Below are 12,987 nucleotides of genomic sequence, written 5' to 3'. Positions count from 1 at the left end.
TTCCGGGCTTGCGGCTTTTTTACGCTGGTCAAACCCAGGGCCGATGGCTATAACTTAAGGCCTAGCCAAAGTGACACCCCCCGCACGCTGGCGTTGTGAGTGTTGCCTATGCCGTTGCAAGCCGTTCGCCCGAAAATCCTAGGCTTTATCAGTGAGCAGGCGTCGGCTTGGCTGGTGGCATTGGTGGTGTTACTGGCAGGGTTTGCCTTGACCGCGATTGTCGCCTGGGCGGCTGCCGACCTCTATCAGCAACAGGTGCGCCAGCGCTTTCAATTGCTGGTCAATGAGCGCTACACCCGCCTGCAGGAACGTTTCGAAGACCAGGAGCAACGGCTGAACAGCCTGCGGCGCTTCTTCGTTAATTCCGATGATGTGTCCCGCGAAGAATTCGACGGTTTTGCCCAGCCCTTGTTGTTGCGCGCCCGTGCTTACTCCTGGGCGCCACGGGTGTATCGCGAACAGCGCAGCCAGTTCGAACAAGAGGTGTCCAGCCAACGCGGTGCACCCTTTTTCATCCGTGAATTGAATTCGGCTGGCGAACTGGCCCCGGCGCCCGAGCGCGACGAATACGTGCCGGTGCTGTACAGCCAGACCCAAAGCTTGCTGGGCGCCCCCCTCGGTTTTGACCTTCTGGCCCAGCCCCTGCGCCGTTCAACCCTTGAACGTGCGCAAAAGACCGGTAAGCTGGCGGTGTCCCAGCCGATGCAATTGGTGGGGGTGGAGCCGGCCTATGCCACCGGGGTTTTACTGGTCGCGCCGGTGAGTCACCTGCCCGCCTCGGATCAGTCGCAGAACGAGCCCTACGGCTATGTAATGGCCGTAATCAGCATGCGCCAGCTGGTAGCCGACGGCTTGCCCAAGCCGGACCGTGACAACTTGGTGATGCAGATCATCGACACGTCCGATCTGCAGAAACGCGTGCTCTTCGAGTCCAGCAATGAGGTAGGCAGCAGCGACTTGGTCGGCGCGCGCCGCCTCACGCTGGGTGACCATGTGTATGCCCTGAAACTGCGCCCCAGCCAGGTGTTCGACCAGGCCAACCATTCCTCGCTGAACACCCTCCTGACCATGGGCGGCCTGCTCAGCCTGCTGCTCAGTGCCTTGCTTTATGTGCTGGTCAGCCAACGCCAGCGCGCCGTGAAGCTGGTGGAACAACGCACTGCCCAGTTGCGCCTGCGTGAACAGGAATTGCGTGGCGCCCATGGCCAATTGCGCAGTGTGCTGAATGCCGCGACCCAGGTGGCGATCATTGCCACCGACCTGCGCGGCGTGATCAATACCTTTAACGCCGGTGCCGAGCAGATGTTGGGCTTTAAGGCCGAGCACGTGGTGGGCACGCACACACTGGAAAGCCTGCACCTGGCGCCTGAGCTGGAGGCGCGCGCGGCCAGCCTGAGTGTGGCGTTGGGCAAGCGTATTCCCGCCAGCCAGGCGATGCTGGTAGAGAGCCCGGACACCCTGCACGAAGCCCGCGAATGGACTTTGATCCGCGAAAACGGCACCCCGTTGACTGTGAACATGCTGGCCACGGTGTTGCTGGACGACCATGGTTTGTGGATCGGCCACCTGGCGATTTACCTGGACATTACCGAACAGAAACGCGCCTACGAGGCCTTGGCGGCCCGCGACCGCCTGCTCAAGAAACTCAGCGCCCATGTGCCCGGCGGGATCTTCCAGTTCACCCTGGAACCCCAGGACAACTGGAAATTCATCTATGCCAGCGACGGCATGCGCGACATCTATGAAATCGAACCGAATGTGTTGCAGCAGGATGCGAAGCAGGTCTTCGAGCGCATCCACCCGCTGGATGCGGAACGCGTGCGTGCTTCGATCCGCTTGTCAGCGTTGCAGTTGAGCCATTGGCGCGAGGAATACCGCGTGCTGTTGCCGCAACGCGGCCTGCGTTGGATTCGGGGCGAGGCGACGCCGGAAGAGTTGCCCGCAGGCGGTACGTTGTGGCATGGCTACGTATCGGATATTTCCGATCTGAAGCGGGTGGAAGAAGAACTGCGTGCGCTGTCCATCACCGACTCTTTGACCGGCATCCACAACCGTCGCTATTTCCAGGATCGCCTCAAGGCCGAGATGGTGAGGCTCAATCGCACGTCGGGCAACTTGTCGGTGATCATGCTGGATATCGATCACTTCAAACGCATCAACGACCAGCACGGACACGCTGTCGGCGATGGGGTGCTGCAGGAGTTGTGCAAACGCATCAGCCAGCGCCTGCGGCGCACCGATGTGTTCTGTCGCCTGGGTGGCGAGGAGTTCATGGTGCTGTGCCCGCACACCGATGGCGAACAGGCCTACAGCTTGGCGATGGAATTGTGGACGTCGCTGCGCAGTGCGCCGATGGAACCGGTGGGCATCGTCACCGCCAGCTTTGGCGTGGCCAGCTGGCGGGTGGATGAAGGCATTGACGGGTTGCTGCTACGCGCCGACTCGGCCGTGTATGTGGCCAAGCAGGCGGGCAGGGACCGGGTGGAGGCTGAAAGACTGCGCGCCTGAGACCGCCGCAGGCCAATGTGGGAGCGGGCTTGCTCGCGAATGCGGTAGACCAGCCACTCCATTTGGCGACTGATACTCCGCATTCGCGAGCAAGCCCGCTCCCACATGGGGACTGCGTTACCTTTTAAAGGACCGGAGCGGCCGCCACTGCCTTCGGCTGGCGGTACAGGTCGAGCAACACCTGATCCAGCACCGACGAAGCACCCCATGGTTTTGGATCGTTGAGGATCGCCACCACGGCCCAGGTATTGCCGTTGTTGTCGCGGCTGAACCCGGCGATGGCACGCACGGTGTTCAAAGTGCCGGTCTTGACGTGGGCTTCGCCGCGCATGGCCGTGGTCTTCAGGCGCTTGCGCATGGTGCCGTCGGTGCCGGCGATCGGCATCGAGCTGATGTATTCGGCAGCGTAAGGGCTCTTCCACGCGGCTTGCAGCATGGCCGCCATTTCGCGGGCGCTGACGCGTTCTGCACGTGACAGGCCGGAACCGTTTTCCATCACCAGGTGCGGCGCGGTGATGCCTTTCTTCGCCAGCCACTGGCGTACCACACGTTGGGCTGCCTTGGCATCGTCGCCGTCGGCGTCGTTGCGGAACTGCGCGCCCAGGCTCAGGAACAGCTGCTGGGCCATGGTGTTGTTACTGTATTTGTTGATGTCGCGAATGATTTCCGCCAGGTCCGGCGAGAAGGCCCGGGCCAGTACCTTGGCATCCTTGGGCACTGGCGCCTGGATATCACGGCCCTGGATGGTGCCACCCAGTTCCTGCCAGATCGCGCGCACCGCGCCGGCGGTGTAGGTGGCGTGGTCGAGCAATGACAGATAAGTCTGCGAACTGCAGCCATCGGCCAATTGGCCGCTGACGGTGACCGTCACGCTGCCATCGGCGGCGGTCACCGGGTTGTAGCGCACATCACCGGTACACTGCTTGGCGTTGGAGACCTTGACCTGATTGTCGATGCGAATGCTGGCAATCGGCGGTTCGACCGACACCAGTACGCGGCCGGAGTCATTGCGCGTTACAAAACGCAGGGCCTTGAGGTTGACCAGCAGCGCGTCCGGCTTGACCAGGAACGGTTTGTTCTCGTCATTGCCATCGTCATTGAACTCCGGCAACAGCGGCTGGTTGAAGAAACCACGGTCCAGCACCAGGTCGCCGGTGACTTGCTGTACGCCGTTGGCGCGCAGGTCGCGCATCAGCAGCCAGAGTTTTTCCATGTTCAGTTTGGGATCGCCGCCGCCCTTGAGGTACAGGTTGCCATGCAACACGCCACCGCTGAGGGTGCCGTCGGTGTAGAACTCGGTTTTCCACTGGTGGTTGGGGCCGAGCATTTCCAGGGCCGCGTAGGTGGTGACCAGCTTCATGGTCGACGCCGGGTTCACGGAGACGTCAGCGTTGAACACGGTCGGCGTGCCCGGGCCGTTCAGGGGGATCATCACCAAGGACAACGCAGTGTTTTGCAGCTTGGCTTTGGCCAGCGACTGTTGAACATTCGGCGGCAGGGTATTGTTGACGGGGGCGGCGGAAACGGAAAAGGCCAGTGGCAGAATAAGACCGGCAAAAAACACAGAACGCAAAGATTTGATCATAAGAAGTAAAACCCTACTGCTGAGGAGGGTGAAAAAGGCGAGGGGTAAATAAGAAAAATCCCTCAATGGTCATGAAAGTGTCGGCATTATGCCCCAAGGTCGAGCCACTTGTAGCTGAACCATAGCTGGTATTCTGCGTTTTTTTTGCAGGCAAATTGCCGCCTGTCCTAGAGAGTCGGGCAATCGCCGCCTTAAACTGCTAAAGTGCCGCCCGTTATTACTTATGAGGATTGTTCCAATGGCGACTAACCGTTCCCAGCGTCTGCGCAAAAAACTGTGCGTTGATGAATTTCAAGAGCTGGGTTTCGAACTGAACCTGGACTTCAAAGAAGACCTGAGTGAAGAAGCTACCGACGCTTTCCTCGAAGCATTCATCAAAGAAGCCATGGAAGCCAATGGTCTGGGCTATGTTGGCGGCGATGACTTCGGTCTGGTTTGCCTGCAGAAGCGTGGCTCGGTCAACGAAGAACAGCGCGTAGCGGTTGAAAGCTGGCTCAAAGGCCGCAGTGAACTGAAAAGCGCTGAAGTCAGCCCACTGCTGGACGTGTGGTATCCGGAAAAGCCGATCAACGCGGCTAAGTGATACTAAAAAAACGGCGACCTCAGGGTCGCCGTTTTTTTATGCCTTGCGCCAGTTCAGAATCAGCAACGTCAACACCCCCGCCACAATCCCCCAGAACGCCGACCCGATGGAAAACAGCGTCAAGCCGGACGCCGTGACCATAAAGGTGATCAGCGCCGCTTCCCGTTCCTTCGGCTCATTCATGGCGATGCTCAAGCCATTGATGATCGAGCCAAACAGCGCCAACGCCGCAATCGACAGCACCAGTTCCTTGGGCAAGGCTGCGAACAACGCCGCCAAGGTCGCGCCGAACACCCCGGCAATCCCGTAGAACACTCCGCACCACACGGCGGCGGTGTAGCGTTTGTTACGGTCTTCATGAGCATGGGGCCCGGTGCAGATGGCCGCGCTGATCGCCGCCAGGTTGATACCGTGGGAGCCGAACGGCGACAACACCAGGGAGGCCAGGCCGGTCGCGGTGATCAGGGGCGAGGCGGGCACGTTGTAACCGTCGGCCCGAAGCACCGCGACGCCGGGCATGTTCTGCGACGTCATCGCCACCACGAACAGCGGGATGCCGATGCTGATGGTTGCGGCCAGCGAGAAGTGCGGCGTGGTCCACACCGGTGTCGCCACTTCCAGGTGAAAACCACTGAAGTCCAGCAGCCCCATCAACCCGGACAATACGGTGCCGATCACCAGCGCAGCCAGCACCGCATAGCGCGGCGACAGGCGCTTGATCACCAGGTAAGTGAAGAACATCCCCAGCACCAGCCCGGTGCGATGCTGCGCGGCGACGAAGATCTCGCTGCCGATCTTGAACAGAATCCCCGCCAGCAAGGCCGCCGCCAGTGACGCAGGGATGCGCTTGACCAGTTTTTCAAAGCTGCCGGTCAGCCCGCAGATGGTCACCAGCACCGCGCAGGTAATGTAGGCACCGATGGCCTCGCCATAACTCACGCCGCCCAGGCTGGTGATCAGCAGTGCAGCGCCCGGCGTCGACCAGGCAATGGTGATCGGTGTGCGATAGCGCAGGGACAAGCCGATGCTGCACACCGCCATGCCGATGGAAATCGCCCAGATCCATGAAGAAATCTGCGCCGTGGTCAAACCGGCGGCTTGCCCGGCCTGGAACATCAGGACCAGGGAGCTGGTGTAGCCGGTCATCATGGCGATGAAGCCGGCGACAATGGCCGAGGGAGAAGTGTCGGCCAGCGGGCGCAAAGGCGCTTGGGTGGCGTCGTTCATGGAGAGGTGTTCCTTTTACCTGGATTTTTGCCGTTGTCGGCACGGATTCAAGCCTAAACTCAAACGTAACGACTCATTGCAATACAGCCGACGGCGCAAACAGCCGTACAGTGTGTTGGCGCATCCGGTTGTGTACAATGTGCCCTGTTTTTAGGTGATACTTGCCAGCGACCCGCTGTTGACGTATTACCGTTAATTCGCCGCCGTTCTCCAAACCCGAGTGCCCATGAACGAACAGTTGCAACCTCTCAAGAAACAACCGCGAGCCGGCAAGGCCGGTCGCAGCGGAACCCAGGACGATATCGTCTACGCGCATATCTTCGAGGCGATCCTCGAACAACGCCTGGCACCCGGCACCAAATTGAGTGAAGAGGCACTGGGCGAAATCTTTGGCGTAAGCCGCACCATCATTCGCCGCGCCCTGTCGCGCCTGGCCCATGAAGGCGTGGTCCTGCTGCGGCCCAATCGCGGTGCGGTGGTGGCCAGCCCGAGCGTCGAGGAAGCCCGCCAGGTGTTCCTTGCGCGGCGTCTGGTGGAGCGGGCGATCACTGAACTGGCCGTCCAGCACGCCACGGCCGAACAACTGGCCGAGCTGCGCCAGATGGTCAACGACGAGCGCGACAGCTTCTCCCGTGGCGATCGTGGCGCCGGTATCCGCCTCTCCGGCGAATTCCACCTCAAGCTGGCCGAAGCGGCGAAGAACGCGCCGCTGATCAGCTTCCAGCGCAGCCTGGTGTCCCAGACCTCATTGATCATCGCCCAGTACGAAAGCGGCAACCGCTCGCACTGTTCCTACGACGAGCACACCCAATTGATCGATGCGATCGAAGCGCGGGACGCGGCGTTGGCGGTGAACCTGATGATGCATCACATGGATCACATCGACAGCAAGCTCAACCTCGATGAAGAGAGCGCATCGGATGATCTGCATGCGGTGTTCTCGCATTTGTTGCAGACCAAGAAGCCGGGTCGTTCTTCGATCAAGTTGTAACAGTCAAAAAAATCCCCGGTTCATGTGTAATGAACCGGGGATTTTTTGTTTCCGGGATTAGCGCTGGTGCACCAGCTGCCCGGCTGCATACGTCTGCAACACCGTCCGGTCATCCCCCAGCGTCATCAGCACAAATAACGTCTCGGCAATGTTCTTCGCCTGCTTCAAGCGGTAGCTCAGCAGCGGCGTGGCGTTGTAATCCAACACCAAAAAGTCCGCATCGGTGCCCGGTTGCAACGTGCCGATCTTGTCTTCCAAGCGCAATGCACGCGCACCACCCAGCGTTGCCAGGTACAGCGATTTGAACGGGCTCAACCGCGCACCCTGCAATTGCATGACCTTGTAGGCTTCGTTCAAGGTTTGCAGCAGCGAGAAACTGGTGCCGCCGCCCACGTCCGTGCCCAAGCCCACATTCAGTTTGTGCTTCTCAGCCATCGGCAGGTTGAACAAACCGCTGCCGAGGAAGAGGTTCGAGGTCGGGCAAAACGCGACCGCCGAACCGGTCTGCGCCAAACGTGCACACTCGTCATCACACAGGTGCACGCCATGGGCAAACACCGAGCGTTCGCCGAGCAATTTGTAGTGGTCGTACACATCCAGATAGCCGTTGCGCTCCGGGAACAGTTCCTTCACCCACTCGACTTCCTGCTTGTTCTCACTGATGTGAGTCTGCATGTACAGGTCCGGGTATTCCCCCAACAGTTGCCCAGCCAGCGCCAGTTGCTCGGGCGTGCTGGTCGGCGCAAAACGTGGGGTGACCGCGTAGTGCAGGCGGCCCTGGCCGTGCCAGCGTTCGATCAGCGCCTTGCTTTCCTGGTAGCCGGATTCGGCGGTGTCGGTCAGGTAGTCCGGCGCGTTGCGGTCCATCATCACCTTGCCGGCGATCATGCGCAGGTCGAGTTTCTCGGCGGCCTCGAAGAACGCATTCACCGATTGCGGATGTACGCTGCCAAATACCAGCGCGGTGGTGGTGCCGTTGCGCAGTAACTCCTTGATGAAGATATCCGCGACTTCTTCGGCGTGGGCCTTGTCGGCGAACTGGCTTTCGCAGGGGAAGGTGTAGGTGTTGAGCCAGTCCAGCAACTGTTCGCCATAGGCGCCGACCATGCCGGTTTGCGGCAGGTGGATGTGGGTGTCGATCAGGCCGGGCGTGATCAGCGCGTCCTGATAGTGGGTGATTTCGATGTCGGCAGGCAGGGTTGGCAGCAAATCGCTGGCATGGCCAAGGGCACTGATCTGACCGTTTTCGATCACCAGCAGGCCGTCTTCGAAATATTCGTAGGAGGCTTCGATCCCCACTTCAGCAGGGTCGGCGATGCTGTGCAGAAGGGCGGCACGGTAGGCTTTGCGAGTCAAAGGCATGGTGATCTCAATTCAAAGGGCTTGGCTGCGACGTGAAGCCGGCAGCAGTTTGGCAATAGGTTCGGCGCTGGCGGTGTGCTGGCCGAAATTGGCGTTATAGGTGGCGATGATTTCGCCCGCTATGGAGATGGCGATTTCCACCGGCAACTTGCCCTTCACCTCGGTGAGGCCCATGGGGCAGCGCATGCGTTGCAACTGCGCGGCATCGAAACCGCGATCACGCAGGCGGTGCTCGAACTTGACTCGCTTGGTCTTCGAACCGATCAGGCCGAAGTACGCAAAGTCATTGCGTTTGAGCAGGGCGGCGGTGAGTTCCAGGTCTAGCGCGTGATTATGGGTCATGACGATGCAGTAACTGCCCACCGGCAGGTCGGCAATTTCGTCGACCGGCTCTTCGCTGACGATTTTACGCACGCCCTGTGGGATATGTTCCGGAAACTCCTGATCCCGCGAATCGATCCAGCGCACCCGGCACGGCAGGCTGGCCAGCAACGGCACCAGCGCACGGCCGACGTGGCCGGCGCCAAACACCGCGATCTGCGCCTGCACCTGGCCCATGGGTTCGAACAGCAGCACGGTCACGCCACCGCAGCACTGGCCCAGGCTGGCGCCCAGGCTGAAGCGCTCCAGGTGAGTGTTCTGCTGACCGCGTACGAGCATGTCGCGAGCGATCTGCATCGCCTTGTATTCCAGGTGCCCGCCGCCGATGGTGTCGAAGGTCTGCGTGGCGCTGATCACCATCTTCGAACCGGCATTGCGCGGCGTGGAGCCGAGCTCTTCGATGATGGTTACCAGGACGCAGGGTTCACCTCGGTTCTGCAGGTCGGCGAGGGCGCTGATCCAGTTGTTCATAGTCACCTCGGCTCAGAGTGAGGCCAACTCGTTTTCGGTTTCGACAGCCTTCGCCGCCGTCAACTTGCGCATCTGCTCACACCCCCACAACACCCGCTCCGGTGTCGCCGGCGCATCGATCTTGGGCTGATGGCGATAGTCACCCAGACTCGCCACCGCATCCTTGATCGCGCACCACGACGCAATCCCGAGCATGAACGGCGGTTCGCCCACGGCCTTGGAATGGAACACCGTGTCTTCGGGGTTCTTGCGGTTTTCCACCAGCTTCACTCGCAGGTCCAGCGGCATGTCCGCCACGGCCGGGATCTTGTAGCTGGCCGGGCCGTTGGTCATCAGCTTGCCTTTGTTGTTCCACACCAGCTCTTCCATGGTCAGCCAGCCCATGCCTTGGATAAAGCCGCCTTCAACCTGGCCAATGTCGATGGCCGGGTTCAGCGAGGCGCCGACGTCGTGGAGGATGTCGGTGCGCAGCATCTTGTATTCGCCGGTCAGGGTGTCGACGATCACTTCGCAGCAGGCTGCGCCGAAGGCAAAGTAGTAGAACGGCCGACCGCGCGACTGGCTACGGTCGTAGAAGATTTTCGGGGTCTTGTAGAAGCCGGTACTGGAGAGCGAAACCTGGGCGAAATAGGCCTGCTGGATCAGCGCCTCAAAGGTGAGGATCTGATCCCGCACGCGCACATGGCCGTTGTGGAATTCCACGTCCGCTTCGCTCACGTCGTACTTGCGCGCGGCGAATTCCACCAGGCGCTGCTTGATGGTTTCGGCGGCGTTCTGTGCGGCCTTGCCGTTCAAGTCGGCACCGCTGGAAGCGGCGGTCGGTGAGGTGTTGGGCACCTTGTCGGTGTTGGTGGCGGTGATCTGCACGCGGTCGATTTCGACCTGGAACACTTCGGCCACCACCTGCGCGACCTTGGTGTTCAAGCCTTGGCCCATCTCGGTGCCGCCATGGTTCAGGTGGATGCTGCCATCGGTGTAGATATGGATCAGCGCACCGGCCTGGTTGAGGAAGCTGGCGGTAAACGAAATGCCGAACTTCACCGGGGTCAACGCCAGGCCTTTTTTCAGGATCGGGCTGTGGGCGTTGTACAGGCGGATCGCTTCGCGGCGCTCGGCGTATTGGCTGCTGGCTTCCAGTTCGGCAGTCATCTCTTCGAGCATGTTGTGCTCGACGGTCTGGTAGTAGTGGGTGACGTTGCGCTCGGTCTTGCCGTAGTAATTGACCTTGCGCACCGCCAGCGGGTCGAGCGCCAGATGGCGGGCGATGGCGTCCATCACTTCCTCGATGGCGACCATACCTTGTGGGCCACCGAAACCGCGATAGGCGGTGTTGGAGGCAGTGTTGGTCTTGCAGCGATGGCCGTTTACGGTGGCATCGCCCAGGTAATACGAGTTGTCGGAGTGGAACATCGCACGGTCGACAATCGAGTTGGACAGGTCCGGCGAACAGCCGCAGTTGCCGGCCAGCTCCAGGTTGATCCCGTGCAGGCGCCCAGTGTCGTCAAAGCCCACGTCGTATTCGATATAGAAGGGGTGGCGCTTGCCGGTCATCAGCATGTCTTCGACGCGCGGCAGGCGCATCTTGGTCGGCTGGCCGGTGAGGCGCGCAACCACCGCGCACAGGCACGCCGGGCTGGCCGCCTGGGTTTCCTTGCCGCCGAAACCACCGCCCATGCGGCGCATGTCGACGACGATTTTATTCATCGACACGTCCAGCACTTCGGCCACCAGTTTCTGCACTTCGGTGGGGTTCTGCGTGGAGCAATAGACAATCATGCCGCCGTCTTCGGTAGGCATCACCGAAGAGATCTGGGTTTCCAGGTAGAAGTGTTCCTGGCCGCCGATATGCAGGGTGCCCTGGATACGGTTTTTCGCCGTGGCCAAGGCGCCGGCCGAATCGCCGCGTTGGTGAGTGTGGCTGTCCAGCACGAAATGCTTCTTGCGGAAGGCCTCGACCACGTCCAGCACCGGCTCCAGGTCTTCGTATTCGATCACGGCGGCCATCGCGGCTTTGCGTGCGGTTTCCAGGTCGCGGGCGGCAACCGCCAGCACGACCTGGCCGACGAACTGTACGGTGTCGATGGCCAACAACGGATCGCCAGGCATCAACGGGCCGATGTCTTTCAGACCCGGCACGTCTTCATGGGTGATGACAATGCGCACGCCTTCAAAGGCATAGCAGGGCGCAGTGTCGATGCTGAGGATGCGGGCGTGGGCACGGTCGGACATGCGCGCATACAGATGCAGTTGGTTGGGGAATTCCAGGCGGTCATCGATGTACTGCGCTTCACCGGACACGTGCTTGGCGGCGCTGTCATGTTTGACGCTGCGACCGACCCCGGAGGTCAGGTCCTGGGCGAACAGCTCGGCCAATTCAGCCTGGGTTTTAACGACGGCGTGATGGTTAGACATAAGCGGTCACCCGAGTCTCGATGTGCGGCGTTTGCAGTTCGATGAAGTATTTGCGCAGCAGGTTCTGCGCGCTGAGCAGGCGGTATTCCTTGCTGGCGCGGAAGTCCGACAGCGGGGTGAAATCTTCGGCCAGGGCGGCGCAGGCTTTTTCCACGGTGGCGGAATTCCAGGTGGCACCCACCAACGCAGCCTCGCAGCTTTTCGCGCGTTTTGGCGTGGCGGCCATGCCGCCGAACGCGACGCGGGCTTCGTTGATCACACCGTTTTCGATCTTCAGGTTGAACGCGGCACACACGGCGGAAATATCATCGTCCAGGCGCTTGGAGACCTTGTAGGCACGGAACAATGCGTGGCCCTTCGGCACGATGATTTTCTCGATGAACTCGCTGTCCTGGCGCGCGGTGACGCGGTAGTCGATGAAGTAATCTTCCAGCGCCAAGGTGCGGCGGGTTTCGCCTTTGCACAAGACGATCTGCGCGCCCAAGGCGATCAGCAGTGGCGGCGAATCACCGATCGGCGAGGCGTTGCCGATGTTGCCGCCCAGGGTGCCCTGGTTGCGTATCTGCAGGGAAGCGAAGCGGTGCAGCAGTTCGCCGAAGTCCGGGTATTCGTGGTGCAGCGCGGTGTAGCAGTCGGAGAGGGCGGTGGCGGCGCCGATTTCCAGGCGGTCATCGAAGTCGTCGATGCGCTTCATTTCTTCAATGTTGCCGACGTAGATCATCACCGGCAGCGTGCGGTGGAACTGGGTGACTTCCAGCGCCAGGTCGGTGCCGCCCGCCAACAGGCGGGCTTGTGGGTAGGCGTCATAGAGGTCGGCCAGGTCGGCAACGGTCAGCGGCACCAGGCAGCGTTTGTCGCCGCTGTTGAGTTCGCCGGTTTGTGTTGGTGTGATGGCTTTGAGGCGAGCGATGGTCTCGGCCTGGCGGCTGTCGAACTGATCCTGGGGTTTGTTGCAGCAGGCCTGTTCGGCAGCGGCAAGGATCGGGCGATAACCGGTGCAGCGGCACAGGTTGCCGGCCAGGGCTTCGTGGGCTTTTTGGCTGTCGGGGGCATCGCTGTTCTTTTGCAGGGCGAACAACGACATCACGAAGCCGGGGGTGCAAAAGCCGCATTGCGAGCCGTGGCACTCGACCATGGCTTGCTGGACGCTGTGCAGTTGGCCCTGGTGCTTGAGGTCTTCAACGCTGATCAGTTGCTTGCCGTGCAACGACGACACAAAGGTCAGGCACGAATTGAGGCTGCGATAACGGATCTGCTCGGCGCCTTGAGCATCCGTATGCAACTCACCGACCACCACGGTGCAGGCACCGCAATCGCCGCTGGCGCAGCCTTCCTTGGTGCCGGATTTGCCCAAATGCTCACGCAGATAGTTGAGCACCGTCAGGTTGGGGTCCAGGGCGTGCTCGCTACGGAGTTCCTGGTTAAGTAAAAACTGGATCACGGAAGGCCTCGCAGACTCATTATTGT

The 12,987-nt window shown here is 60.8% G+C and carries 9 protein-coding genes; 3 read left to right on the top strand and 6 right to left on the bottom strand.

Annotated elements, in window-relative coordinates; translation table 11 throughout:
* Window positions 1-108 precede the first annotated feature (108 nt).
* Window positions 109-2,508, top strand: a complete 2,400-nt coding sequence (locus ACP7EW_RS05995) for a sensor domain-containing diguanylate cyclase (protein WP_426215927.1) — start codon at window positions 109-111, stop codon at window positions 2,506-2,508.
* Window positions 2,509-2,632: 124 nt separating this feature from the next.
* Here ACP7EW_RS05995 and dacB read toward each other — a convergent pair whose 3' ends face one another.
* Window positions 2,633-4,093, bottom strand: coding sequence for a D-alanyl-D-alanine carboxypeptidase/D-alanyl-D-alanine endopeptidase (gene dacB / locus ACP7EW_RS05990; RefSeq protein WP_426215925.1), 1,461 nt, complete (start codon window positions 4,091-4,093; stop codon window positions 2,633-2,635).
* 238 nt (window positions 4,094-4,331) lie between these two features.
* Between dacB and ACP7EW_RS05985 the strand changes: the two genes are divergently transcribed.
* Entirely contained in the window at window positions 4,332-4,676 is a 345-nt protein-coding gene (locus ACP7EW_RS05985; protein ID WP_033900540.1) for a YggL family protein, read from the top strand.
* Window positions 4,677-4,712: 36 nt separating this feature from the next.
* Here ACP7EW_RS05985 and ACP7EW_RS05980 read toward each other — a convergent pair whose 3' ends face one another.
* The gene (locus ACP7EW_RS05980) at window positions 4,713-5,903 is read right to left on the bottom strand and encodes a benzoate/H(+) symporter BenE family transporter (protein WP_269131661.1); all 1,191 of its coding nucleotides are present in this window, start codon (window positions 5,901-5,903) and stop codon (window positions 4,713-4,715) included.
* A 226-nt stretch (window positions 5,904-6,129) separates the two neighbouring features.
* On the opposite strand from ACP7EW_RS05980, the gene ACP7EW_RS05975 reads away from it, so the two are divergent.
* Window positions 6,130-6,894 carry a GntR family transcriptional regulator gene (locus ACP7EW_RS05975; protein WP_015885332.1) on the top strand — a complete coding sequence of 255 codons (765 nt, stop codon included), beginning with the start codon at window positions 6,130-6,132 and terminating at the stop codon, window positions 6,892-6,894.
* A 57-nt stretch (window positions 6,895-6,951) separates the two neighbouring features.
* Here ACP7EW_RS05975 and guaD read toward each other — a convergent pair whose 3' ends face one another.
* Genes guaD through xdhA form a run of 4 tightly spaced genes read right to left on the bottom strand, consistent with a single transcriptional unit; the run spans window position 6,952 to window position 12,961 of the window.
* Window positions 6,952-8,256 carry a guanine deaminase gene (gene guaD / locus ACP7EW_RS05970; RefSeq protein ID WP_426215923.1) on the bottom strand — a complete coding sequence of 435 codons (1,305 nt, stop codon included), beginning with the start codon at window positions 8,254-8,256 and terminating at the stop codon, window positions 6,952-6,954.
* 12 nt (window positions 8,257-8,268) lie between these two features.
* On the bottom strand, window positions 8,269-9,108 hold the full coding sequence (gene xdhC / locus ACP7EW_RS05965; protein ID WP_426215921.1) for a xanthine dehydrogenase accessory protein XdhC: 840 nt from the start codon (window positions 9,106-9,108) through the stop codon (window positions 8,269-8,271).
* A gap of 12 nt (window positions 9,109-9,120) precedes the next feature.
* Window positions 9,121-11,520 carry a xanthine dehydrogenase molybdopterin binding subunit gene (gene xdhB, locus ACP7EW_RS05960; RefSeq protein ID WP_426215919.1) on the bottom strand — a complete coding sequence of 800 codons (2,400 nt, stop codon included), beginning with the start codon at window positions 11,518-11,520 and terminating at the stop codon, window positions 9,121-9,123.
* Window positions 11,513-12,961 (bottom strand): xanthine dehydrogenase small subunit, encoded by a 1,449-nt coding sequence (gene xdhA, locus ACP7EW_RS05955; RefSeq protein WP_426215917.1) that lies wholly within the window; start codon window positions 12,959-12,961, stop codon window positions 11,513-11,515. The genes xdhB and xdhA overlap by 8 nt, the downstream gene beginning before the upstream one ends.
* Window positions 12,962-12,987 lie beyond the last annotated feature (26 nt).

Source organism: Pseudomonas sp. DWRC2-2, from assembly GCF_049897885.1.
GTDB lineage: Bacteria > Pseudomonadota > Gammaproteobacteria > Pseudomonadales > Pseudomonadaceae > Aquipseudomonas > Aquipseudomonas azotoformans_A.
Note: the sequence above shows the minus strand (reverse complement) of the source record. Positions and strands in the feature narration are given on the sequence as shown.